Below are 24,379 nucleotides of genomic sequence, written 5' to 3'. Positions count from 1 at the left end.
GCCGATCGGCACGACTTGGTGACGTTGCGACAGCGCTAGCACTGTGTATTGAGAGTCACGATGCAGCTGATCTTGGCGAAATCATCTTCCGTCCGCACGCCAGGCATTCCCGAATACCACCTGAGGTCCGGTCCATTGAAAGCATATGGCCGCACCGTCGTATAGAACTCTATACCTGTCGCGCCTTCAGGGAGAGGTCCGTGGTACGCCTGAACCGTTGGAACCATGCCGTTTCGCGGCGTCTTCCCCCACATTTCCTGACTCTCCACCTGCATTCTTGCCACTTCGGGAGGCTGCGAGGGTGTCTCAATTCTATGAAATGGTCCATAAACCCTCTGCGTAGGAGCCGCGCCACCCGCCGGACTTCCACCGCCTACTGGAGGGCAATTGTGGGTGAGGAGGGCTGTGGCGCCTGCTTGTGCGTAGTACGTGTGCAGGTCATCGACGGTCAGATTGTGGACGCGTTGGGTCGTCGTCCACTTCTGGACGGCGGTGATCTGGACGTGGGTGCCGGCACTGGTGCGGAGCCACATGCCCGGCCGCAGCTGGTCCGCGTCACGCCACTCGCGCAGGTCGTCCAGCCAGAACGGATGGCCTTCGGTCGCGGTGACGCTACCGGTGCGATCGCCTCGGTCGCCGTCGATGTCCACGGTGATCTTGACGAGGTGCTTGGTGCCCTCGCCCACGATCAAAGCGGTGACCTGTTTCGCTTGTGTACTGCCGGTGCCCGGGTCGGTGGCGAGGACCCGATCGCCCACCTTGACGCGCTCGATGGGCTTGGCGGATCCGTCCGCCATCAACACCTTCGTGCCGGGGACGAAGCTGTTGCCTTTACAGCCTCGGCCGATCGCCCTGGCGGCGGCTTTTATGCCCGATCGGATCCTGCCCGCGCCGCGAGCGGCGGAGGTCGCCCCTTTCCGGAGGACCTCCCCGGCGATCTCGCGGCCCGCCATGCCCGCTGCCCTCGCCGCGGCGTACCTGGTCAGCCCAGCAAGCCCGAGCTTTATCGCGGATTTGGCCAGGCTTGCGACGCTGATCACGGCAAGGGCGATGTCTGGCGCAAGTTTGCCAGCCTTGTACCAGTTGGAGTGAGTGTCCGCTCCTACCCAGCCCGCGATTTTGTCTTCGGCTCCGGGCAGATTGAAGAGACCGGAAAGGGGGTTCATCACAGGGTTCTGCAAGCCCCACATCTCAGCGCCTACATAGCCGTTCCAGGCCGGCTTGAGGACATACTTGACGAACCAGTTGCCGCCACCGCCACCACCACCACCGCTATGGCCACCACCGCTGCTGCCGCCAGAGGTGTTGTTGCCCCCTCCGGGGTTCGAGTGCGGGCATCCCTTGTTGGCGTAGTAGCAGTTCGGATTGCCGCGGAGCGGGCCGTCGAGGCCGTCGGGGTCGCTCTGGGTGACGGGGGTCTGGTTGGCGTAGGAGTAGCCGTCCCAGCTCTGCGGGTAGCCGACGTTGAACAGCGGGTCGACGGAGATGAAGCGGCCGATGTCCGCGTCGTACTCACGAGCGCCGAGGTGGGTGAGGGATGTGCTGGAGTCGACGGTGCCGCCGACGAAGCCCCTCTCCCCCGGCCAGACGCCGGCGGCGATGCCGCGTGGCTGGCCGAACGGGGTGTAGCGCCGCTTGCTCAACCCGCCGGTCGTCGCGTCGATCGCCACCTCCCCGGTGCCCTGGTGGTCGGGTGACAGGAAGGTGACCCCCGCGGTGGTGCGCATGGCGATGGTCACGTCGTCGTGGCTGTAGTAGCGGGTGGCCTGGGTGGTCGTGACTCCCTTGTTGAGGCGCACCTCGAGCCCTGGGAGGTAGACCGTGGTCCCGGTCGGGTCGCGGCGGATCAGCCGGTCGCCGTCCGAGTCGTAGCCGAAGCCGGTCTCACCGGCGCCCGCGTCGGCGACCTTGGTGAGATGGCCTTCGACGTCCCAGGAGAGCGTCTGGTCGCCGGCGCCGGTGGTCCGCCTGGTGGTGTTGCCGGTGGCGTCGTAGGCGTAGCTGTCGGTACGCCCACCTGTCCCGGTCTGGGTGGTGACGGTGGCGAGTTGGTGCCCCTTGTACGAGGTACCGACGCCGGTGCCACCCGCGTAGGCATAGGTCCGCGTGGTGCCGAGCTTGTTGGAGGTGTCGTACTGCGTCTCGGTGGCGCGGTTGCCGGAGGCGTCGAAGGTGTACGCGGTCCGGTACGGCGCGGGGCCGCCCAGGGTCGCCGAGCCGGGATCGGTCGCACAGCCGTCGCTCGCCTGGGTCCAGGCGTCGGTGAGCCGCCTCAGGTAGTCGTAGCGGAAGCACTGGTTGTCGGTGCCGTCGCGGGAGACGTCGGTGATCTGCCTGATGTCGCCCGCGTCGTCGTAGTCGTAGGTGGCGTCGCGGTCGACGCCCGGCATGCCGGCGTGGACCGTGGTGCTGGTCTTCAGCCGCTGGGTGCCGAACTCGTACCCGTAGGTCTGATCGACCTGCTTGCCTCCGGTGGACAGCCGTCTGCCCAGCAGCTTGCTGGTCTTGCTGTAGTCGCTCCCGATGACGTACGTCGCCAGGTTGCTCGTCAGCTTCACCGCACGGCTGAGCTCGTCATACGTGGTGGCGACCACCTCGGCCGGCAGCCCGCCGACCGCCGGGCTGCTGACCGACTGCACGCTGCCGTCGAGGTTGTAGACGGTGTTGAACTGGTAGCCGGCGGACGGCGCGAGCGCTGACTCGGCCGCGGGGAGGCCGGACAGGGTCACGGTCGTGCGGGTGGGCCGGTTCTGGTTGTCGTATAAGTTGACCGCCTCGGTGTAGACGGCGCCGTTCTCGTATCGGATGGAGGCGGTCGGCTGTCCCTTGCGTACCGTGTCGTAGGTCCACTCGGCGAGCTTGGCGCCGGGGCTGCCGCTCGTCGTGTCGTACCGGGCGATCTGGCGGCCGATCGGGTCGTAGGTGGTGCCGATCTTCTTGCCGCGCGCGTCCTCGGCCTGGACGGCCTGGTCGAGGTCGTCGTAGGCGTACTTCGTGACACCCTTGTCGGGGTCGGACACCTGGATCTGGCGACCGCGCAGGTCGTAGTCGTAGGTCCAGGTGTGGCCGCCGTACCCCTTGATCGACGCCAGCTGTCCCCTGGGGGTGTAGCTGTAGGAGGTCGAGTCGTAGCCGCCCGGCTTGTGCTGACGGACCTCGACCTTCCTCCCGAGGGCGTCGACCACCGTGGTCGTGGGGATACCGCCGGCGGGCGGGGTGACGGTCGTCCAGTCGCCGCCGTAGGCGTAGGTGGTGCGCCACTTCTCCCCGGCATCGCTGTTGCCCGCGAGCAGCCGTTCGGCGACGACGCGGCCGAGCCCGTCGTAGGTGTAGGCGGTCTGGCTCTCCACCTGGCCCGGGGTGTCCACGCCGAACAGGGACGCGCCGGGAGCGTCGTCGGCGTAGTACGTGGCGTAGGTCCGGTCCACGCTGCCCTGGGCGTTGTAGAAGGTGTCGCTGATCAGGCGGCCGCCGTCCGGGCCGGGCTGCTGGGTCTGGCGGGAGCGCAGCCAGCCGTCCATCAGCTCGTACGCGGTGTCCTGGCCGCCGTCGTTGTTGAGCTCCTTGGTATAGATCGCGGTGATCTGGCCGGCCACCGTCTGGTAGCCGAACTGCCGGTTCGGGAGCTGATCGGTGTCGCGGCCCGGCGCCCACACCCTGCTCACCCGGCCGAGGGCGTCGTAGGAGAAGACCGTCGTCTTGTCGCCCTCGTCGGTGGACTTGAGGGCACTCCCCCAGGCGGGATCGAGCTCGGTGATCGTGGTCATCGCCGAGCCGGCGTCCCCGCTCTTGACCGGCGGGCCCGTGACCGTCGCCCTGGTGGTCAGGCCGCCGCTCTCGGTGTAGACGGTGGTCGTCGTGCGCTCGACGGGGGTGGCCGTGGTGTTGTCGACCACTGTCACGGCCTTCGGCCTGCCGTAGGCGTCGTAGGTGGTCTTGGCGGCCGGCACATAGCGCACGACGGTGCTGGTGGTGCCGGTGGCCGCGACCTTGTCGGTCGCCGTGACCAGCCCTCTGGTCGGCGCCGCTCCGAAGGCCCCGCCGTCGTAGTAGGTGCGCCCGTCGGAGATGAGCTGCTTGCTGAGGTCCACGGACTGACCGCAGGACCCCGCCACCGTCCGCACCTGCGCCGGGAAGCCGACCAGCCAATCGGTGGTGTTCTGCGCCGCCGGCGTCGTGGTGGTGCATCGGTTGTCGGCGTCGGTGGTGACGTCGCCGAAGTCGTCGACCTGCGTCGGCGCGCCCGTCGTGGTGTCGAAGGTGTTGGTGGTGGCCTTGGTCTCCCGCCAGCTCCCGTCGTCGAGCGCGGTCAGGTTCCGGGTGGTCTTGGTGCCGATCAGGTTGGCGGTGACGGTTCCCCACGAGCGGGTGCGGGAGGCGGTCTGGGAGTGCCACGGCGAAGCGACGCTCTTGGACACGACGCTGCCGCCGGCCTTGTCGTAGGTCACGGTACGGACCTCGAATCCCTGCAGGGACTCGTGGTCGGGATAGCTGCCTCCCTCGTCGTCGGAGACCTTGACGTCCTTCTCGCCGCCGGAGGTGTTCAGGCGGTCGCCGTCCATGCCCTGGAAGTACCAGTGGTCGACCTGGCCGGGCGCGCCGCTGGTGGCCGCGCTGATCACCCGTACCTTGTCGTAGCCGTGCCACTGCGACCACGTCTTGTACTTCTCGGGCGTGAGCCCGTCGTCGTCGTCGAAGTGCCAGGCGGGGTGCCCGACGCCGTAGTCGTACCTGGTGACCATGTCCGGCGACCCGCCGGTCAGATCGGTCTGTACTGTCTCGGTCACCACGTACTTGTGGAACCAGTCGAGAGTCGGGTTCTCGCTCTCGCCGTCGGTCTTCGTCCAGTACGTGGGGAAGCAGCGACGGCGGTTGGTCTGCGGGGTCGGCAGGTCGCTCGTGGTGCAGTCCGCGTCGGAGTACTTGATGTCGAGGACCCCGCCGAACTCGTTGTACACCGTGCCGAGCCGGTCCTTCACGAACGGGCCGAGGTCGTCGCCGAGCTTGTCCACCCGGTTCGGCTTCTGTGTGTAGACGAACGACACGGGAGGCAGCTCGACCGGGTCCGGTCCGGCGAGACCGGTGTGGACGATGGACGTCAGCAGCAACTGCCGGTCGACGTCGGCCATCCCCCACGCGTGCTTCAGCTCCCAGTAGTCCACCGGGCGGTAGTCGCTGCCGTCCGCCTTGAGGACCTGGGTCTTGATCATGGTCAGTCGTTTACGGGTCCAGAACGTGGGCGAGAGGTTGCCGTGGTCCTCCTTGCACTCCTGTCCGGAGTCGCAGTGCAGGTCCCAGGGCACGTCCTCCCAGTACTCCGGGTGGTCCTTGATCTTGTCCACCGCGCAGTCGGCGTCCGCGGAGCGCAGGCACCGCTCGGAGGACTCGAAGCTGACCCGTGCCGGAGCCTTGCCCGGGAACAGGTTGTCGGAGCGCAGGCCGTAGTCGATGTGGTCGAGGTAGCCGCCGCGTACGTACGACGTCTCGTCCTCGGCCTTGAGGTTGCGGCCGTAGTGGTTCGTCTCCTGCTTGTAGAAGTAGGTGATGGCGTTGCCGTCTCGGTCGACGACCTTGTCGAGGTTCCACCGCCACGCCTGCCGGCACCAGGAGTCCTTGAACTCGGACTTGTGGCACGGCTCGCCGTCGTCGTCGCCGAACACCGGCACGGTCCAGGCCGACTGCGTCTGCGGGTTCTCCAGGGCCAGCGTGTTCAGCCCGAAGAAGTACTGGGTGCCGTCGGGGGTGGTGACCTTCCAGTACTCCCCGTCGTTGTCGCCGTTGTCGAGGGAGGCGCTGGTCAGCTTCTCGATGCGGGTGCCGTCGTCGTTCTTCATCCGCCACGTGTCGCCGCCCGCGGGGATGAGCTCGCCGCCCTTGCCGTTCAGCGTCATCGTGGCGTTGTCGTAACCCCAGCACAGATCGCCGGGGTAGAGGTCGAGCGTGGTGTTCTTCGGCACGCCGTCGTCCTTGCAGGACTTGTAGCGCCGCTCGATGTAACCGGGCCACAGGTCGAACCCGTCGCCTGCCCAGGACGGCTGGGTGTTGGTGTTGGAGGTCCGGCCGTCGATGGACGAGGAGGAGTACGACAGGCCGACCTCCGGGGCCAGCCCGCCCGGCACCGGCGGCACCCGCATCGGGTACGACCAGGTGAAGTCGCCGGACTGAGGGCCGACACCCCACGTCGCCGACGCCGACAGAGACGTCGCCTTGTAGTCGCCCTTGCCGCTGGCGGGCGCCGCCGCGGCGGCCAGCACCGTCGCCGCGCCGTCCGCCGACGCGGTCGTCACCTCCGCGCTCACGGTCTGGTGCTCGGCGTCGTTGGCCGAGGCCACCGGGGTCGCCGTACGGCAGCCGGCGGCGTCCGGCGTGGTGAGCGCGCAGGCGGGCAGCCGTACCAGCCGCAGGCGGGAGCCGTAGGAGGCGCCGTACGCACGGGCGAACCCGGAGTAGTCCAGGCGCACGGCCATCTTCCCGGGGACCGGCGCGGCGCCGGCCTGCTCGACGGAGAACACCACCCCGTCGACGCCGGCCCGCCGCCCTGTCGCGCGGTCCAGCATCCGCACTCGCACCTTGTCTTGGGCGGCGGACGAGGCGGCGGATGGGGCGGCACCAGTGTGCGAGACGGCACCGACCCAGAGCGGGAGTGTGCCCGCCTTCGCGGCAGCCGTGGAGGCCGACGTACGGAGGCCGGGCGCGGCGGTGGACAGGGAGACCTCGGCGACCCCCGCCTTCGGCCACGTCACGGTGGCGGAGGGCGCCGGGTGGGCCACGGACGCGTCCACCTTGCGCGGTTTGACCTTCAGCTCGTGCCCGGTCACCGTCTTGTCGGGGTCCGCCGGCTTGGGCAGCAGCCGTACGGCGTCCGCCGCCACCGGTGGAGCCTCGACCGGCACCGCAGCCAGCAGCCCCGCACAAACGAGGAGCGCCGTCACGGTCGCGACCAGGCGCGGAGAACGCCGCCGGCGCTTCATGCCATTGCCGCTACGCACAACTTCCTCCACGGCTAGAGCTCGTCGATCTCGGTCGGGTTGGCCAGGTAGGCGACCTCTTCCTCGGTGGCCGCGCCGCGCAGCACCCAGACGTCGTCCAACTGGCCGCGCCAGTTCTGGCCCGGTGGATAGGCGCCGCCGGTTCTGGCCCGCCCGAGTTGCACTGAGGTGATGGGCGCGAAGACCCGGGTGTTCTCGCGGTACGACACCGTCGGGGCCTCGGCGGCGTCCTCCCGCACGCCGTTGACGTACAGCGTGATCCGGCTGTTGAAGCCGTCGTAGACGACCGCCAGGTGGTCCCAGTCGCCGAAGCCGCCCTGGTGGAAGCTGGAGTGCTCCACCGTCGCGGTGGTCGCGCCCGCACCGTCCACGCTGGGTACGTCCAGGACGTAGCGGCCCTTGGCCGCGTCGTAGCGCACCGCCACGGCGCTGTTGGTGGCGCCGGCGAGGCCGAGCACGGTCATGGACCTGGTGGGAGTGCCCGCCGTCTGCACCCACGCCGACACCGTGAAGCTCTCGGCGCTGTCCACCACCGCCCCGTCGGCCGCGGCGTAGTCCCCGTCGCCGCCGGGAAGGTCGAGCGCCCCGGCCACCTGGCCGTCGGGCGGAGTCACGACGGCCAGGGCGGGATCGGTGGTGATCTTCGCGGCGCCGGCCAGCGTCACCGGGTGCTTGACGGCCACCGGCGCGGAGTCGGGGCTGGTCGCCGGGGTGCCGGTCGCGGTGTTGAGCCGCCAGCGGCCGAAAATGTCGGACTTGACGGCGAACAGGTCCTGCGCCTCCTCGACCGAGACGATCCGGTCGTAGACCCGCACGTCGTCGATCGCGCCCGTCACATAGTCGACCGCTGCCCCGTTCCACTTGGACCGGCCGATCTGCAGCCCGCCTGCGGCCTGCCACACCGGTGAAAGGTCGTTGGAGCCGCTCTCGACGCCGTTGACGTAGATCCGGAGTTTCCCGGCCACGACGTCCTGGACCCCGACCAGATGAGTCCACTGGCCGAGCGCCGCCGTGGCGGCCGAATACGCGGTGAGCGTCGTCGGAGCCGTGATGTCGGCGGCCGTCCGCATGAACGCCCACTTCTTGTTGGCGGCCCGGTACTTGAGGTAGAAGCCGCTCTGGTTGGCGCCGTCCTGGCTGACGATCGTCATGTCCGTGGCGGCGGTGGTCGGCAGCTTCACCCAGGCGGCGACGGCGAAGTTCCCGGTCGTGTTCAGCACCGGGCGGGCGGTGGAGGCGTACGCGGCGGGGCCGGTGAGCTGCATGGCCGTGCCGATCTGGCCGGGGACCGCGAGAGTGGCGCTGCCCTGCGCGGTGGCGGGCAGAGGGCCGCCACCCTCGCCGTAGACCCGCTCGTTGCCGGCCGGCTCCTCGAGCCGCCAGTGCGCCGCAAGCTTCCGGCCTTCCGGTGTGGAACCGGCGGCCAGATCCGCCGCGTCGGCGTCGGACAGGGCCTCGGCGAACACCTCGACCTCGTCGACGTCGCCCGGCCAGTTGTTCGCGTACCCGCCGTCGTACAGGCTGCGCCCGATCTGGAACGCGCCCCTGGCATCGAGTACGGAGGTGACCGGGGTCTCGGCCGCCTTGGTGCCGTTGACGTACAGGCGGAGCATCTTGGCGGGCGCGTCGTACACGCCGGTCAGGTGGGTCCAGACGTTCAGCTCCGGCGGCGTGGGCGCGATCGCCCCCGTCCACGGACCGCTTGCGCCCTTCACGTCGTTCGCCGGGGTCTTGAACACCCATGAACCGGGGGCGGGATTCACGCCGAGCTGGAAACCGCTCTGGACGGACGCGTCCTGCGCCAGAACGTTGTAGAAGGCGTCGTTCTTGCGCAGCCGGACCCATGCCGAGACGGTGAAGCTCTGCGCGGTGTCGGCGACGGCGAGGTCGGTGGCGGCGTAGCCACCGGCGTAGCCGTCGAGGCTGAGTCCGTTGCCGGCCTTGCCCTCCGCGCCGAGGGTGGCCCCGGCGCCGGACCGGGCCGCGATCCCCGGGGTCTCACCTGTGAGCGTGGTGGAGCCGGCGGGTTCGTCCAGTTTCCATCGTGTCTTCTCCGGGGCGCCCTCGCTCACCCAGAACCGGTAGTCGCCGACCGAGAAGTTCCCCGCCGCGTCCCACACGGTGATGTACAGGCTGTTGACGCCGGGGTGCGTCGGGACCACCTTGACCGTCTGCGGATTGGCGGCGCGGGTGAGCGCCGAGGCGGGGGCTGGGGTGGTGTTGAGCGCGTAGGCGTACTTGGTCACCTCGGGATCGAAGGTGATCGTGAACGACCCGTAGCGGCCGACGCCGTCGCGCGCGCTCACGTCCGGGTCGTCGGGGTTCAGCTCCGGGTACTCGGGCGAGCCGACCACGGGGGTGCGGGGCGCTGTGGGGTCGTAGCGCAGGTAGCAGCTGGTGGCGGCGCCGCCCGAGCTCCACGGGCTCCACGCCACGCCGTCGTAGGCGCGCACCTGGTAGTTGAAGTCCGTGTTCACCGGGATCAGGCCCGAAGGCACCTGCGCCGAGAACGACGAACGGTGCGAGCCCTTGGCCGACTGCTTCTTGGGGCTGGTGGTGCGCCACTGGTGCTCGGTGCCGGAGGTGTCCTTCCACGACACCAGGAACTCGGCGTTGAGCTTCTCCCCCTCGGCGCCGCTGTTGTCGGGGTCGGTGAGGTTGTCGGCGTACAGCATCGGCAGCCGGTTCACCGGCGTGGTGTGGCCGTAGGCCGGGCAGGGGCCGCCGGGGCTGGAGTGCAGTTGTTTCATCTGCGGCTGTGGCGGGGTGCTGTTGTAGTACACGCGCAGAGTCGCGTCTCCGTCGAACCGCTTCCAGCCGTACTCGTCGTCCTCGTGCCCGGCCCGCAGGCCGAACGTCGTACTCGACCAGCCCTTCTTCGCGGCCTCCTTGACGGCCGACTCCACGTTGAAGACCACGTCGCCCGCCGGGCAGCTGCTCGAATGGCCCTTGGCGACGTCCCGGTAGGTGAGGTAGTCCGCCCAGTTGTCGGAGGTCGAATTCCAGGTCGAGTTCTTGCCGAACGCGGTGGTCCGATAGATGTGCACCGATCGCCCGTCGCACGACGGCGCCCAGGTCTCCTTGACCGAGAACTCCGCGGACAGGATCTGCTTGCCCGCCAAACGGCTGGTCGGCATCCGGTAGAACAGCCGCTTGACGTGCGAGCTGCCGCAGTAGGCGCCGGCCGGGGGCAGGCTGATGGGGCAGCGCCCCATGCCCTCTTCGGTGAAGGTGTAGTCCTCCCAGCCTCCGCTGGAGACCATGAGGTTGGCGGACTGGTCGGGCGCGTACCACATGGGGTCGATGTAGATCGGGAACTTGGCGTCCGGGGAGGTGAGCAACCCCTGGTCCGGCTCGAGCGTCATGCGCCCGGCGTCAGCGCTCGTCTTCATCACCGCGACGCGTGAGGTGTCCCCCGGCGCCGCCGCCGACGGCCTGCGCAGCCCTCCGTTCCCGGGCGTGGCCGAGGCGGCCAATGCCCCGGCGGGCTCGCTCGAGTCCCACATCTTCGGCGGCGGCGCCCTGAACACCTCGGCGCCCGTCACCGGGTCGAGTGCCGATTGGTCGCCTCGCGTGTCCGCCGCCATCCGCAGGTCCGGCGCCGACAACCCGAACTGGAGCTTGGCCAGCCGGGGATCGCGCGCCGCTTCCGGCGTCTTCACCACCAGCACATGGGACGCGCCGTCGGCAGTGGCCCGGACCCGCAGGTCGACGTCGGGCCCGAACACGCCCCGGTACACCGCGGTGTCACCGTCGAGTTCGGGTGCGGGCAGGCGGCCGGGCCACGACAGCGACATCCGGCGGCCCGCTCGGGTCATCGACAGCATGGGCGCGTCGCCGCCGCCGGACAGCCGCAGATCGACAGTGGTGGCCGCGGGCCGGATGGACCCGTCGGGATCCCTCCGCAGGTTGGTGTCGATGTCGACCCACGTGCCGTCCTTCAAGGTACGGACCGGTTTCAGGTGCTCGACCGCGACGAACCCGCCCTGTGGTTGCGCCCGCACCTCACGTCTCTCGCCGCGCAGGCCGAGGACCTCCACCGGCTGCCCCGACTTCCTGGCAGTCCGCGCCGCTTCGGCCTCGGTCACCTGGGGCTCAGGACCGGCGGCCCGCGCTCCCCGTCCGGGGGCCGCACCCCAGGACGGGACGGCGAGGCATGACAGGGTCATGGCCGCCATCGCTGACACCGCGGTCAGGGTCCAACGAGTTCTCAACACCGCGCTCCCACCGGCTCCGTCGACGTCGGCCGCCAGACTCTTCTGGCGGCCGAGATCAAGAGTGGCGGTGGCCGGTAGTAAGCCCGTTCAGATCGTGTAGATACCGTGTTGACCCGGTGTTGTCGCTCTACTCGGTCAGGTCGGATCGGTGACCGTTGACCGGTTCAGCGGTCCACGAGCACCCGGCCGAACTCGACCTCCGGGGTAGCGCCGGCGAAGTTACGGTCGACCTGGGCCCGTTCGGCCGCGCTCGGATTCGCGTTCGTGCAGCTCACCGGAGCGCTGGAGCCGGACATCAGGTCGGAGCAGAGGCCGGTGCGCCGGTCGGGCAGGCCTAAGATGTGGCCGATCTCGTGGGCCGCGATGCGCACGGGGTTGTAGCCCTGTGAGGTGGCCTCCCTGCCCATCCAGATGGTGCCCCGGCCCAGGCTCGTGGGCAGGGTGCGGGGCCAGCCGTTATCGGCGACGACGACGAAGTCGGCGGGGGTGCCTGCGACGAGGCGGACGTTCGTGACACTGGAGTTCCAGATCTGCGCGGCCTGATCGACCGCGCCGCGGAACTCGGCCGCGCGACCGGCGTCGTACCGGAGGGTCCTGAGCAGGGGCGCGGCCTGTGCGGGGGAGGCGGCCAGTAAGAACGCGACGGTGAGGATGAGAGAGAGCGCGAGACGCAGGGGTTTGTGCATCGGGTCTCCTCGGACAGTGGGTGCTGTCACGGTAGGCGCGCCGACGCGGTCCGGGGATAAGCCAGTTTGCCCCTATTGCGGTGGTATGGAGGAGCCATGCAAGCGGCTGATGGCCTGCGCCGAGGGCCCGGCGCTTGTCACGGGCTCAGGTAGCGTTCGCGCAACACCGCGATCAGCTCGGCGTCGACGCCCAACCTGTCGGCCGCGTAGTCCCGTACGGAGCCATGGCCGGCCGCCAGGTCCGCCAGGCAGAGCCGCATGACCTCGCCCGGCGCGCGGCCGTAGCCCGGCCACTTCAGCGTCCGGTCCGGATAGGCCGCCCGCCAGTCGGCGACCAGCCGTTCGGTGGCCAGTTCGGTGAGCGCGAAGTCCTCCACGATCGTCTCCTCGTCCACCCCCAGCAGGGACAGCACCAGCGCGGCCAGCAGCCCGGTACGGTCCTTGCCCGAGGCGCAGTGCATGACGAGCGGAGCGCTCTCCTCGGCGGCGATCACCTTCAGTGCCTGCCCCAGCTCCTCGACGCCGTCCAGCGCGACCTCGGCGTACCGGTCGGCGAGGAAGCGGGCGGTGTCAATGTCCGCGCCCAGCTCGGCCTGGTCGTAGGGCCGATGCTCGATGCTGAGGTTGTGGTAGACCAGGCCGTCGCTGTCCGGTACGCGGCCCCTGGCGGCTATCTCCCACGGGTAGCGCAGGTCGATGACCGTGCGCACGCCCAGGTCGAGAAAGCGCCGCCAGTCCTCCCCCTGGAGCTTGGCCAGAGAATCGGAACGGTACAGGCGCCTCCAGCGCACCGTACGACCGTCGCGGGTGCGGTAACCGCCCAGGTCCCGGAAGTTGTGCAGCCGGTCGAACGCGATATGCCTCATCGAGCACACCTTATGAGGTAGGCGGGACCTATGGACGTAGCCGGGAAACATGCCCAGATTGGTGGACATATCCAACTACGCCCGGAGGTACGCGTGAAGCGTGTCATCGTCCTGGCCGCCTGCACCCTCGTGGCTACCGCTATGGTCAGCCCCGCCCAGGCAGTCCGGACCTCTACCGCCTCGGCAACCGAATACATCGTCTTATACAAGGAAGGGGTGCAGCCGGACGTCGCCCGCAAGGCCGTCCAGGCGGCCGGCGGCACAGTGGTCAAGGAGAACACCGCGGTCGGCGTGGCCACCGTCTCCACCACCAACACGGGCTTCGCCGGCGCCGTCGCCGCGAACGCCTCGATCGAGGGCGTGGCGCACAACCGCTCCATCGGAACGGTCCCGTCCGCCGCCCGCAGCGCCGCCAAGGCGCGCAAGGCCGGCGACGCCGTGGAGAAGGCCGCTGACGGCGCCCCCGCCGCCACCACCTTCGGCAAGCCGGGCCCGACGGCCGAGCCGCTGTCGGAACTGCAGTGGGACATGAAGCAGATCCACGCCACGGCCAGCGGCTCCTATCGCTACGAGCAGGGCAATCCAGGGGTGCTGGTCGGCATCCTGGACACCGGCGTGGACGCCTCGCATCCGGATATAGCACCCAACTTCAATCGGGCTCTGAGCCGTAACTTCACGGTCGACATCCCGGTCGACGCCAACGGCGATCCGGTCGACGGGCCCTGCGAGGCCGAGCCGGACCACTCCTGCACCGACCCCGCGGACGTGGACGAGAACGAGCACGGCACGCACGTGGCCTCCTCCATCGCCTCGCCCATCAACCGGCTCGGCGTGTCCGGTGTGGCGCCCAAGGTGTCCATCGTCAACCTCCGGGTCGGCCAGGACTCCGGCTTCTTCTTCCTGCAGCCGAGCGTGGACGCGCTGACATACGCGGGCGACCACGGCATCGACGTGGTCAACATGAGCTACTACATCGACCCGTGGCTGTTCAACTGCGTGGACAACCCGGCCGACTCCCCCGCCGACCGTGTGGAGCAGGCCACCATCATCAAGGCGACCCAGCGGGCGCTGAACTACGCCCACGACAGGGGCGTGACGCTGGTGTCCGCGGCGGGCAACGGCGGCACCGACTACACCAAGGAGCTCGTCGACGGCTCCAGCCCCGACTTCGCCAGCGTGCCCGGCGAGGCGCCGTACGACCGGACGATCCCGCCGAGCTGCGTGTCCATGCCCAGCGAGGGCAACCACGTGATCGCGGTCTCGTCCACCGGCATCAGCAAGCGCAAGGCGTACTACTCCGACTACGGCAACGGCTACGTGGACGTGGCCTCGCCCGGCGGCGACGCCTACGACGACCCGGCCAACACGCGTGACGTGACCAGAGCGACGCTGGCCGCCTATCCGAAGTCGCTGGCCGAGGAGAACGGGCAGCTCAACCCCGATGGCACGCCGAACACTCCGTCCGTGGTGCGCGACTGCCGCGGCTCGGTCTGCGGGTACTACACCTACCTCCAGGGCACCTCGATGGCCTCGCCGCGGGCCGCGGGCGTGGCGGCGCTGATCGTCAGCCGGTTCGGCCACCGCGACCGCGCTCACGGCGGCCTGACCATGAACCCGGACGCGGTGGAGGCGGCGCTGAAGGCGACCGCCACCAAGACCCCGTGCCCGGAGCCGCGGGCGTTCACCTACACCCGCATCCTGCCGGACGGTACGACGACGACGGCCACGCACACCTGCGAGGGCGGCAGGTCGCGTAACGGCTTCTACGGTTCGGGCATCGTCGACGCGCTGAACGCGGCCCGATAGCCCCACGGCATGACCGGTGCGCGTTCTCGAAAGCGAACGCGCACCGCGTCCGCGGAGTCGAACGGTGGTGGCGACGGGCACTACTGGGGACTCCCTTATTCGTTGTGCTCGGCGCGGCCCAGCCGCCAGTAACCCATGAAGGCCACGGCCCGCTTGTCCATCCCCCGCTCGGCGACCAGGTGCCGCCTGAGCGACTTGATCACGGCCGCCTCGCCGGCCAGCCAGGCGTGCAGCGGGCCGTACGGCGCCTCCTCGGGCACCTCCCACAGCTCCTCCACATCTACATCGATGTCCTGGAAGGAGTCCGGGGTGGGCAGCGGCGGGAGCAGCCGGTCGGCGGCGGCCCTGACGGCGGGCACCAGCAGGGCGCCGCGCTCCTCGTCGGCGCGGGCCAGCCAGGTGACCTTCACACCGCTCGCCGTCTCGACGGGCAGGAAGTCGTCCGCGCTGGGGACCTCCATGAGCGCCTCGCCCTCGTAGCCGGCCGGCAGCCGTTCGAGGATGGAGCAGATCGCGGGGACCGCGGTCTCGTCGCCGGCGATCAGCACCGCCCCGGTGCCCGCCGGCGGGTGGAACTCCAGGCCGCCGTGCGGCCCGTCGTGCCGGGCGTCGGGGCCGAGCAGCACCGCGACGGCCCCTGGCCGCACATCGGCCGCCCAGCGGGCCACCGGGCCGTCGCCGTGATCGTGCATGACCACGTCCACGTCCACCTCGCGGGCCTCGGGGCGTACCAGGCGGGCGGTGTAGGTACGGAGCGGGTTGCGCAGCGCGTCGGGCAGGCCGCGCCAGCGCGGGAACCAGTCGGGGCCGCTGGGCAGGTGCTCCAGCCCGTGCCCGTCGACCGGCAGGATGAGCTTGATCCGCTGGTCGAACCCGTTGTCCGCGAAGTGGCGCAGGTCCTCCCCTTCGAACGTCACGCGCAGGAACGTCGGGCTCAGGCGTGCTAACCGGTTCACGCGTACATCGAACATGCGAAAGGGCTCGATCATCGTCAGCTCCACCTCGATCCTTTAAGGTGAGGCTAACCTAACTCATATTGATCGACCAGTCCCGTCCGGGCACGGCAAACGCCCCCGTCCCTCCAGCCCGGGACGGGGGCGCCTGCCATTCCGAGCCCTATGTCCGGCGGACTCGGAGGTCAGCGACATGACGAGGGCGGCGGCGCCGCCGAGCATCGCCCGCTCCGTCGGCGGCGCCGCGCCCGGCATGCGGACGGGGGACGGGAGCTTGATGCAGGACATTAGGCGGCGAGCGGCGGCGTCGCGACAGGGCTCGGCCTAGGGATATCCCTAGGCGTCCTTGATCCCTAGACGATCCCTAGACGTCTTTGATCGCATGTTTGACCCCCACCGGCAGCACGTCGAAGTGGACCACCACGCGGCCGGTCGCCGGATCCGGAGCGCCCGGGGACTCGAGGTCCCGGCGGTCCGCCACGGCGCGGTACCTCTCCAGAACCTCGAACACCTCCTCGCGCATCCGCGTCGTCTCGGCCGCGGTGAGCCGCATCGACCGCCGCCCGAACCCGCTCGCCCGCACCCACTCCTCGGGAGTCGTCGCCTCCTCCTCCCGCCAGCGCGCCAGCTCGGCACCACGCTGCCGAATGAGGTCGTCGAGCAGCCGGGCGAACGCGTCAACCGTCTCGGCGTCGGCCGACGGGTCGGTCGAGGGATCGCCGTAGGAGAAGCCACCCGGCACGATCCGCCAGTACTTCTCCTTGCCCTTGCCCAGCTCGGGCACCGTCTCGATCATGCCGTGCCGGGCCAGCTCACGCAGGTGGTAGCTGGTCGCCCCGGTGTTCTGACCGAGCAGTCCGGCCAGCCGGGTGGCCGTCGAGGGGCCGTGTTCGTCGAGCAGTTCGTAGATGCGCAGTCGCAGCGGGTGCGCGAACGACTTCAGCGCGTTCGCGTCGAGCGCCCTGGCCGAATAGTGCTTGCTCTCCATGGCTGTGCACACCTATCTTTGCAAAGAAATCTGTGCATAGTTTTCCTTACACATTAGCGGAGTGAGCCATGCCACGTCTCGGCCGATCGTTCGGCTTCCTCCTGTCGTCGACCGCCCTCTCCAACCTGGCCGACGGGGTGCTCAAGGTGGGCGCGCCCCTCCTGGCCGTGTCGATGACCCGCTCCCCCACGCTGGTTTCGCTGACCGGCGCCGCCGCCACGCTGCCGTGGCTATTGTTCGCCCTGCACGCGGGCGCGATCGCCGACCGGCTCGACCGCAGGCGGATCATGGTGCTGGCCAACCTCGCCCGTTCCGCCGTGCTCGCGGCGACGGCCGCGCTCGGGCTGCTCGGGCTGGTGAATCTGTGGGTCGTGCTGGCCGCCGTACTGATCGCGGGCGTGGCCGAAGTCTTCGCCGACACCTCGGCCCAGTCGGTGCTGCCGATGGCGGTGCCGCCGGAGCGCATCACGGCGGCGAACGGGCGGGTACAGAGCGCCCAGATGATCGGCAACGAGTTCGCCGGCGCGCCGATCGCGGGCCTTCTGGTCACGCTGCTGCCCACCGCCGTCTTCGGCGCTCCAGCCCTCCTGTACGGCGCGGCGGGCCTGCTCCTGCTGGGCATGAGGGGCTCCTACGGAACGGCCGCCACAGCGGGCCCCAGGCGCTCGCTGCTGCGCGACATCCTGGCCGCCCAGCGCTATCTGTGGTCCCAGCGGTTCCTGCGCACGCTGGCCGTCTCGGCCGGCCTGCTGAACTTCGCCAGCGCCGCCTACTTCGGGGTGTTCGTGCTGTGGGCCGTCGGCGACGGGTCGCGGATCGGGCTGTCCCCCAGCGGGTACGGCCTGATGATGACCGCGATGGCCGTCGGCGCGGTGGCCGGATCGCTGGTCTCGGAGCGGGTATCCGGGCTGTTCGGAGAGGGCCGGACGCTGGTCGGCGCCTGGTTGGTGAGCGCCCTGCTGTACCTCGTGCCGGTGGTGTGGCCCGTCGCCTGGCTGCTGTATCCGACCTCCGTGGTGTGGGGCGTCGTGGGGGCCGTCGCGAACGTGCTGGTCATCTCCACGCGACAGCGGCTGATCCCGCCCGAACTGCTCGGCCGGGTCAACTCCGCCTACCGGCTGATCGGCATGGGCGGGATGCCGGTAGGGGCCGCGCTCGGCGGGGTGGTGGCCGAACTCGCCGGGCTGACCGCCGTGCTTCTCGGCGCCACGGGCGTCTGTTTGGTGGGTGTGGGGCTCGTGTGGCGCGCCTTACACGATCGAATTTCCCACCCTTTGACCAGCACACCTTCCGTTCCCGACACATTCAGATCACGTTAGTCACACTTTGGCCTACCTCGAGATGACATGATTACCCCGAGCAATGAGGGGATGGCATGCGGGAGATCGGCGGACGGTACCTCCTTAACGAGGAGGCCGGTCGTGGAGGTATGGGAGTCGTCTGGCGGGCTTTCGACCAGCTTCTCCACCGGGAGGTGGCGCTCAAGGAGCTGACCCTCAGCGGTGAGGCCGAGATGGTCCGCCGCCGGGTCCTCCGTGAAGCGCGGATGGCCGCTGGGCTCACCCACCCGAACATCGTCACGGTCCACGACCTCATCGAAGAGGGCGGCAAGCTCTGGATCGTGATGGAGTACCTCGACGGCCTCTCACTGCACCAGCTGCTCTCCCAGGTGGGGACGCTGCCCGCGCAGTCGGTGGCGGCGATCGGCCAGCACCTGCTGGCCGCGCTGCGCACCGCCCACCAGGCAGGGGTGCTGCACCGCGACGTGAAGCCGGCCAACGTGATGCTGACCGGCGACCGCGTGGTGCTGACCGACTTCGGCATCGCCACGGTCGAGGGCGACATCCGGATGACCACGTCCCGGCGGCTGCGCGGCACGCCCGCGTTCATGGCCCCCGAGCGGCTGCATGGCGGCCCGGCCAGCAAGGAGGCCGACATGTGGTCGTTCGGTGCCACGCTCTACAGCGCCATCGAGGGCCAGCCGCCCTACCCCGGGCAGGACGCGGCCACGGTGCTCGGCATGGCCAGGAGCGGCGGCTACCCGCCGCCGCGCCGGGCCGGGGTGATGCGGCCCCTCATCGAGGGCCTGCTCCACCACGACCCGGTACGCCGCTTCACGCCCGAGCAGACCGCCGGCTTATTGGCCGGCATGCGCGCCAGCAGCTACCCCGCGGCGATCTGACCAGCCGCTGAGCCGCCGTCGGCCGACCGGCCCCGGCGGCCCGACCGGCCCGCTACTCCCCCGCGACCGGCTGACCGGTCGTTCCGTTAGTCCTCTTCGCCGCGCTTGGCGCGGGCCTCCGCCTCGGCGGCGTCCATGGCGGCGGCCTCCTCCGGCGTGGGAGCCGTGCCGCCGAGGTGCTGGGGCTGCCACCACACGCCCGGCGGGATCTCCGGGTAGGTGCGCTGGGCCCGGTCCACCAGCTCCGACATCCGCGCGTGCAGGTCGGCGACGTGCTGGTCGACGTTCTCGCCGCGCTTGGGGTGGATGGGCTCCCCGATCAGGATCGTGATGGGTACGTGCCGCAGCGTGAGCTGCTTGGACCGGCCCTTGGTCCAGATCCGCTGACTCCCCCACAACGCCATCGGGATGACCGGGACCTTGGTCGCCTGAGCCATGCGGATGGCGCCGTTCTTGATCTCCTTGACCGTGAACGACCGGCTGATCGTCGCCTCGGCGAAGACGCCGACCACCTCTCCCGCCTTCAGCATGCGCAGCGCCGTCGCGTACGACCCCGCGCCCGCGCCCCGGTCGACCGGGATGTGGTGCATGCCGCGCATCAGCGGCCCCGAGATGCGGTTCTCGAACACGTCCTGCTTGGCCATGAACCGCACCAGCCGCTTGGCGGGCACCGCCCCGAACCCGGCGAAGATGAAGTCGAGATAGCTGATGTGGTTGCTGACCAGCACCGCGCCTCCGGTGCGCGGGATATGCTCGGTCCCCTCTATGTGGAAGCGGTAGTCGAGCACGCGAAAGAGGGTCCGCGCGGTGGCGATCACCGGCGGGTACACGATCTCAGCCATGACCAGAAGGTAGCCTATTCACCCCGGTCGGACGGTAGTCGGCAGGGTCGTAGAAGCTGTGGCCGAGTTCCGCAAAGACGCTTGTCCTGCCCGGGAAACGGGCAGATGTCTCTCATCATGAAGAAGCTCATCAACTCGGCCGAATCCGCGGTTGACGACGCCTTGGCCGGGATGGCGGCCGCCCACCCGTCGCTGCGGATCCGCGACCGGGTGGTCTACCGCGCGTCGGGGCCGCGGGCGGGCAAGGTCGGCTTGGTTTCCGGCGGTGGCTCGGGGCACGAGCCGCTGCACGCCGGCTTCGTCGGCTACGGCATGCTCGACGCCGCCTGCCCCGGAGAGGTCTTCACCTCGCCCGTGCCCGACCAGATCGTCGAGGCGACCACGGCCGTCGACGGCGGCGCGGGCGTGCTGCACATCGTCAAGAACTACACCGGCGACGTGCTCAACTTCGAGATGGCCGCCGAGCTGTGCGAGGACGTACAGGTCGCCGGGGTGCTCGTCGACGACGACGTGGCCGTCCAGGACTCCCTCTACACGGCGGGCCGCCGGGGCACCGGCGCGACGCTGTTCGTGGAGAAGATCGCCGGAGCGCTGGCCGAGGAGGGCGCGCCGCTGGCGCAGGTGGCGAGCGTGGCGGGCGAGGTGAACGCGCGCAGCCGCTCCTTCGGCATCGCGCTCACCTCCTGTACGACGCCCGCGGCGGGCAAGCCGACGTTCGACCTGCCCGACACGCAGGTGGAGCTGGGCATCGGCATCCACGGCGAGCCCGGCAGGATTCGGGCGCCGATGGCCTCGGCCCGCGAGCTGACCGAGATCGCCATGGACGCCATACACCGCGACCTGCCGCTGGAGGGCGACCTGCTCGTCCTGCTGAACGGCATGGGCGGCACCCCCCTGATGGAGCTGTACGTGGCGTTCGCCGAGGTGGCGGCCATCATCCGCGGCAAAGGGGCGCGGGTGGCGCGGTCGCTGGTGGGCAACTACGTGACGAGTCTGGACATGCAGGGCTTCTCCGTGACGATCTGCCGGCTCGACGACACGTTGACGCGTCTGTGGGACGCGCCGGTCGAGACGCCGGGGCTGCGCTGGGGACGCTGATGGGCGCCCCCACGGACCCCGAGACGGGCGGGTCCTCCATGGACCCTGGGACGGACGGCGGTTTCATGGACCCCGGCATGTTGACCACGGCCTTCTTCGTCGCCTGGATGGAGGAGGTGGCCGAGCAGGTCCGGGTGCATCGCGAGCGGCTGACGGCCCTGGACGCGGCGATCGGCGACGCCGACCACGGCGCGAACCTCGACCGCGGCTTCACCGAGATCCTCAAGGCGCTGGCCGACTCCCCGCCGACCGCGCCGGGGCAGGTGCTGGTGTCCGCGGGCACGACGCTGATCCGCCGCGTCGGGGGTGCTTCCGGGCCGCTGTACGGGTCGGCGTTCCGGGCCATGGGCAAGGCGATGGAGGCACCGGTGACGCAGGCCGGGTTCGCGGCGGCGTTCGAGGCGGGGGTGGTCGCGGTCGAGCGGCTGGGCAAGGCGGCTCCGGGTGACAAGACCATGGTGGACGCGCTGGCTCCGGCGTCGCTGGCCCTGGCGCTGGCCGTACGGGATGGGGTGGGGGTTCGGGAGGCGTTCGAGCTGGCGGCGCGCGCGGCCGAGGAGGGGGCGCGGGCCACGATCCCGATGCTTGCCCGTAAGGGCAGGGCCAGTTACCTGGGCGAGCGCAGCGTCGGGCACGAGGATCCGGGGGCGGCGTCGTCGGCGCTCATCGTCGCCTGCCTGGTCACCGTGAGCCCGTGATGGTGGGCATCGTACTGGTGGCCCACAGCGCCGGGCTGGCGGCGGAGGCGGCCGCGCTCGTCCGCGGCATCGCCGGTACGGGCGCGCTGGTGGCGGCGGCGGGCGGCACCGAGGACGGCGGGGTGGGCACGAGCCTCGACCTGATCGAGCGGGCGCTCACGGCGGTCGACCAGGGCGACGGCGTGGTGCTCGTACCCGACCTGGGCAGCTCGGTGCTGACGGCCCAGCTGCTGGCGGAGCCCGGCCGGGTGGTGGTGGCCGACGTGCCGTTCGTGGAGGGGGCCATCGCGGCGGCCGTCACGGCGGGTGCGGGCGCGCCCCTGGCGGCCGTTCTCACGGCCGCCGAGGAGGCCCGCACCATCCGCAAGCTCAGCGACTCCTGAGTCGGCTCAGTGGCCCTTGAACGCCTCCTCCAGCCACCACGAGCCGCGCTTCCCGGCGACCTTCGCATGGACCAGCAGCGGCCGGTCTCTGGGGCCTTTCAGCCACTCGGCCACCCCGGCCAGGTCGCCGGGCCCGGTGACCGTGACGGCCGCGAAACCGTAGCCGGTGGCGATGGCGGCGAAGTCGGCGGGCGGGAACCTGACCGTGCCGAGCGGGTGCCCGTGCGGGCCGAAGTGGTGCACCTCGGCGCCGTACGCCTCGTCGTCGTAGACCACGACCACCATCGGCAGCCCGAGCCGTACGACGGTGTCGAGTTCGGCGATGCCCATGAGCGCCCCGCCGTCGCCCAGCGCGGCCACCGGCAGCCGGTCGGGTCGGGCTAGCGCGGCGCCGATCGCGGTCGCCAGCCCGAGCCCGATCGACTGGAACGCCTGGGTGAAGCAGAACCCCCGCTCGTCGGGCACGTCGAGGAACATGGCCGGGTACCCCATGAAGTTCCCGGAGTCGACCGCCACGATCCGCTCCCCCGGCAGCAGGTCGTCGAGCCCGATTGTGAGCGTCCTGGGGTCGATCAGCCCGTCACCGCCCTCGTCGTCGTAGGGCATGGCCTGCCATCGGCCCTCGGCCCGGATCCGCGCGGCGACCTCCACCGACTGATACCCGCGCCCGGCATCCCCCGCCGAACCGCGAGCGTTCCCCACCGGACCGCGAGCGTCTCCGGTCGTAGCGGGAGCGTCCCTCGCCGGATCGCGAGCGTCCCCGGCCTGAGCGAGAGTTTCCCCCGTCGAAGCGAGGGCGTGGAGGACCGTGCGCGCCGTGGTGGCCGTGTCGCCGACCAGTCCGAGGGTGACCGGGCGGTGGACGCCCAGGGCGCTCTCGTCGAGGTCCACCTGGACGAGCTTGGTGTGCTCGCCGATCAACCGTCCGTGGCGGGTGGTCCACATGTTGAGGGCGCACCCCCAGGCCACGATGAGGTCGGCGTCGCGGATCAGCTCGGCGGCGAGCGGAGTGGCGAAACCGCCGCTCACGTCCAGGTCCCAGGGGTTGCCCCGGAACAGGCCCTTGGCGACGGCGGAGGTGGCCAGCAGCGCGCCCGTGGCGTCGGCCAGCTCCTCCAGCTCGGCCCTGGCGTGCCTGGCGCCGCGCCCGGCGACGAACACCGGCCGCCGCGCCTCCGCCAGCAGCCGGACCAGCGTGCCGAGCTCCGCGGCCGACGGCGTCCTGGGCGACTCCGCGTCCGACAACGTTCCCGGCGACTTCACAGCCGAGAGTGACCCCACGGCCGACGGCGTCCCGTGCGGCTCGCCGATGAGGCCGCGCCACTCGACGAGCTCCTGCTGCACGTCGAGCGGCAGGTTGAGCACGACCGTGCGCCGGTCGCGGGCCGCCGTACGGTAGGCCGACAGCGTGTCCTCGACCGCCCGGCCGGCCTCGGTGACGCGGAGCGGCACCGCGCCGACCGACGCCGCGAGCGCGTCCTGGTCGATGTGGAAGTTGGACCGTACGTCCGTCGCCTCGCCGGTGAGCACGATCAGCGGGGTACGGCTCTTGGCCGCCTCGGCGATCCCCGTCACGGCATTGGTCAGGCCGGGCCCTTGGTGGACGGAGACGATCCCGACCTTGCCGCTCATCCTGGCGTACGCGTCGGCCATCGTGGTGGCGCCGCCCTCGTGGCGGGCGGCGACGAAGCGTACACCGTGCGCCACGAGGGCGTTGGTGACGTGGAAGTTGCCGCTGCCCACCACGCCGAACGCGGTGTCGACCCCGGCCTCGGCCAGCACCCGCCCGACGGCCTCGGCGACGATCATCTCTCGAGCTTATGGTCGCGGCCGCTTCGGAGCTCGTTGGCTCGTCCCTCGCTCTCTCCCTCCGAGCTCCTCCGCTCCACCAGCGCCAATACCCGCACAGGGCTCCCAGAGCCGCCCACGATCGGCAGCGGCGGGGCCAGGACGACGGCGCCGGTCACCGGCAGGCGGTCGAGGTTGCGCAGCTGGGTCAGGCCGTACTTGCCCGCCCCCAGCAGGAACGAGTGGCACGGGAAAGGCGGGTCGAAGGAGTGGGCGGTGCCCGCGTCGGTGCCGACCGTCTCGACGCCGAGCCCGAGGATGGGCGTCTCGGCGGCCAGCCAGTTCGCGCATTCGACGGAGATGCCGGGGGTGTGCGGGCCGGTCTCGTCGGCGTTCAGGAAGGTGGCCTGGTCGGCGGACCTGGCGTCCCAGCCGGTGCGGTAGAGGAGCCAGCCGCCGTCGGGCAGCGGGCCGTTGACGCGCTCCCACTCCTTGACGTGGTCGATCTGGAGCAGGAAGTCGGGGTCCTTCTCCGCCTCCGACGCCAGGTCGAGCACGACGGCGGGCGCCAGCAGGCTGGACGGGGGCACCTGGGAGACGTCCTGACCCTCGCGGCCGGTCACCCAGTGGATCGGCGCGTCGAAATGGGTGCCGGTGTGCTCACCCGTGTGGATGTCGTTCCAGTACCAGGCGGGGCCACGGTCGTCGTAGCGGCTGATCTCCTCCAGCCGGAACGGGATCGTGTTGCCGAACGGCTCGGGCAGCTGGAGGATCGGCGTCTCCGGCGACAGGGGCGAGGTGAGATCGATCACCTCGATGGCGCCACCGCGCAGGCTCTCCACCAGGCTCCGCAAGATCGACATGTCATCCTCCTTGATGGGCT

General features: G+C 70.3%; 15 protein-coding genes. 6 read left to right on the top strand and 9 right to left on the bottom strand.

The window, feature by feature from the left end; all coding sequences use genetic code 11:
* Positions 1-35 precede the first annotated feature (35 nt).
* The 4 genes from ACIBO2_RS26070 to ACIBO2_RS26055 form a co-directional block, all read right to left on the bottom strand.
* Positions 36-6,989 carry a polymorphic toxin-type HINT domain-containing protein gene (locus tag ACIBO2_RS26070; protein ID WP_397299990.1) on the bottom strand — a complete coding sequence of 2,318 codons (6,954 nt, stop codon included), beginning with the start codon at positions 6,987-6,989 and terminating at the stop codon, positions 36-38.
* Between the two features lie 14 nt (positions 6,990-7,003).
* Entirely contained in the window at positions 7,004-11,203 is a 4,200-nt protein-coding gene (locus ACIBO2_RS26065) for a LamG-like jellyroll fold domain-containing protein (protein ID WP_397299987.1), read from the bottom strand.
* 167 nt (positions 11,204-11,370) lie between these two features.
* Positions 11,371-11,892, bottom strand: coding sequence for a snapalysin family zinc-dependent metalloprotease (locus ACIBO2_RS26060; RefSeq protein WP_358555551.1), 522 nt, complete (start codon positions 11,890-11,892; stop codon positions 11,371-11,373).
* 137 nt (positions 11,893-12,029) lie between these two features.
* Positions 12,030-12,758, bottom strand: coding sequence for a tyrosine-protein phosphatase (locus ACIBO2_RS26055; RefSeq protein WP_358555554.1), 729 nt, complete (start codon positions 12,756-12,758; stop codon positions 12,030-12,032).
* A 93-nt stretch (positions 12,759-12,851) separates the two neighbouring features.
* Between ACIBO2_RS26055 and ACIBO2_RS26050 the strand changes: the two genes are divergently transcribed.
* Positions 12,852-14,564 carry a S8 family serine peptidase gene (locus ACIBO2_RS26050; RefSeq protein ID WP_358555557.1) on the top strand — a complete coding sequence of 571 codons (1,713 nt, stop codon included), beginning with the start codon at positions 12,852-12,854 and terminating at the stop codon, positions 14,562-14,564.
* Between the two features lie 95 nt (positions 14,565-14,659).
* On the opposite strand, the gene ACIBO2_RS26045 is transcribed toward ACIBO2_RS26050, so the two are convergent.
* Complete coding sequence (locus ACIBO2_RS26045; protein WP_397299982.1) at positions 14,660-15,553, bottom strand: siderophore-interacting protein; 894 nt, start codon at positions 15,551-15,553, stop codon at positions 14,660-14,662.
* Between the two features lie 328 nt (positions 15,554-15,881).
* The gene (locus ACIBO2_RS26040) at positions 15,882-16,505 is read right to left on the bottom strand and encodes a helix-turn-helix domain-containing protein (protein ID WP_358555563.1); all 624 of its coding nucleotides are present in this window, start codon (positions 16,503-16,505) and stop codon (positions 15,882-15,884) included.
* A 68-nt stretch (positions 16,506-16,573) separates the two neighbouring features.
* Here ACIBO2_RS26040 and ACIBO2_RS26035 point away from each other — a divergent pair, with 68 nt between their 5' ends.
* Together ACIBO2_RS26035 and ACIBO2_RS26030 are read left to right on the top strand one after the other, a co-directional pair.
* Entirely contained in the window at positions 16,574-17,824 is a 1,251-nt protein-coding gene (locus tag ACIBO2_RS26035) for an MFS transporter (protein WP_358555566.1), read from the top strand.
* 56 nt (positions 17,825-17,880) lie between these two features.
* On the top strand, positions 17,881-18,687 hold the full coding sequence (locus tag ACIBO2_RS26030; protein WP_357945775.1) for a serine/threonine-protein kinase: 807 nt from the start codon (positions 17,881-17,883) through the stop codon (positions 18,685-18,687).
* A gap of 86 nt (positions 18,688-18,773) precedes the next feature.
* Here the strand turns inward: ACIBO2_RS26030 and ACIBO2_RS26025 are convergent, their stop codons facing one another.
* A complete protein-coding gene (locus ACIBO2_RS26025; protein ID WP_358555569.1) occupies positions 18,774-19,529 on the bottom strand; it encodes a lysophospholipid acyltransferase family protein in 756 nt (251 codons plus the stop codon).
* A gap of 117 nt (positions 19,530-19,646) precedes the next feature.
* Here ACIBO2_RS26025 and dhaK point away from each other — a divergent pair, with 117 nt between their 5' ends.
* The 3 genes from dhaK to ACIBO2_RS26010 are packed head-to-tail and all read left to right on the top strand — an operon-like array spanning position 19,647 to position 21,708.
* Positions 19,647-20,627 carry a dihydroxyacetone kinase subunit DhaK gene (gene dhaK / locus ACIBO2_RS26020; RefSeq protein ID WP_358555660.1) on the top strand — a complete coding sequence of 327 codons (981 nt, stop codon included), beginning with the start codon at positions 19,647-19,649 and terminating at the stop codon, positions 20,625-20,627.
* A complete protein-coding gene (dhaL, locus tag ACIBO2_RS26015; protein WP_358555572.1) occupies positions 20,627-21,325 on the top strand; it encodes a dihydroxyacetone kinase subunit DhaL in 699 nt (232 codons plus the stop codon). The genes dhaK and dhaL overlap by 1 nt, the downstream gene beginning before the upstream one ends.
* Entirely contained in the window at positions 21,325-21,708 is a 384-nt protein-coding gene (locus ACIBO2_RS26010) for a phosphoenolpyruvate--protein phosphotransferase (RefSeq protein ID WP_358555663.1), read from the top strand. The genes dhaL and ACIBO2_RS26010 overlap by 1 nt, the downstream gene beginning before the upstream one ends.
* Before the next feature lie 6 nt (positions 21,709-21,714).
* On the opposite strand, the gene ACIBO2_RS26005 is transcribed toward ACIBO2_RS26010, so the two are convergent.
* Both ACIBO2_RS26005 and ACIBO2_RS26000 read right to left on the bottom strand, forming a co-directional pair.
* On the bottom strand, positions 21,715-23,517 hold the full coding sequence (locus ACIBO2_RS26005; RefSeq protein WP_397299977.1) for a thiamine pyrophosphate-binding protein: 1,803 nt from the start codon (positions 23,515-23,517) through the stop codon (positions 21,715-21,717).
* The gene (locus ACIBO2_RS26000; RefSeq protein ID WP_358555578.1) at positions 23,514-24,359 is read right to left on the bottom strand and encodes a cyclase family protein; all 846 of its coding nucleotides are present in this window, start codon (positions 24,357-24,359) and stop codon (positions 23,514-23,516) included. Before ACIBO2_RS26000 ends, ACIBO2_RS26005 begins: the two co-directional genes overlap by 4 nt.
* Positions 24,360-24,379: the final 20 nt, after the last annotated feature.

Origin of the sequence: Nonomuraea sp. NPDC050022, from assembly GCF_044460705.1 — a bacterium.
Taxonomy (GTDB): Bacteria; Actinomycetota; Actinomycetes; order Streptosporangiales; family Streptosporangiaceae; genus Nonomuraea.
Note: the sequence above shows the minus strand (reverse complement) of the source record. Positions and strands in the feature narration are given on the sequence as shown.

Coding starts and splice junctions, on each gene's coding strand:
- ACIBO2_RS26060 (WP_358555551.1), bottom strand. CDS start 11,892: ATGCACAAACCCCTGCGTCTCGCGCTCTCTCTCATCCTCACCGTCGCG.
- ACIBO2_RS26055 (WP_358555554.1), bottom strand. CDS start 12,758: ATGAGGCATATCGCGTTCGACCGGCTGCACAACTTCCGGGACCTGGGC.
- ACIBO2_RS26045 (WP_397299982.1), bottom strand. CDS start 15,553: ATGATCGAGCCCTTTCGCATGTTCGATGTACGCGTGAACCGGTTAGCA.
- ACIBO2_RS26040 (WP_358555563.1), bottom strand. CDS start 16,505: ATGGAGAGCAAGCACTATTCGGCCAGGGCGCTCGACGCGAACGCGCTG.
- ACIBO2_RS26035 (WP_358555566.1), top strand. CDS start 16,574: ATGCCACGTCTCGGCCGATCGTTCGGCTTCCTCCTGTCGTCGACCGCC.
- ACIBO2_RS26030 (WP_357945775.1), top strand. CDS start 17,881: ATGCGGGAGATCGGCGGACGGTACCTCCTTAACGAGGAGGCCGGTCGT.
- ACIBO2_RS26025 (WP_358555569.1), bottom strand. CDS start 19,529: ATGGCTGAGATCGTGTACCCGCCGGTGATCGCCACCGCGCGGACCCTC.
- dhaK (WP_358555660.1), top strand. CDS start 19,647: ATGAAGAAGCTCATCAACTCGGCCGAATCCGCGGTTGACGACGCCTTG.
- dhaL (WP_358555572.1), top strand. CDS start 20,627: ATGGGCGCCCCCACGGACCCCGAGACGGGCGGGTCCTCCATGGACCCT.
- ACIBO2_RS26010 (WP_358555663.1), top strand. CDS start 21,325: ATGGTGGGCATCGTACTGGTGGCCCACAGCGCCGGGCTGGCGGCGGAG.
- ACIBO2_RS26005 (WP_397299977.1), bottom strand. CDS start 23,517: ATGATCGTCGCCGAGGCCGTCGGGCGGGTGCTGGCCGAGGCCGGGGTC.
- ACIBO2_RS26000 (WP_358555578.1), bottom strand. CDS start 24,359: ATGTCGATCTTGCGGAGCCTGGTGGAGAGCCTGCGCGGTGGCGCCATC.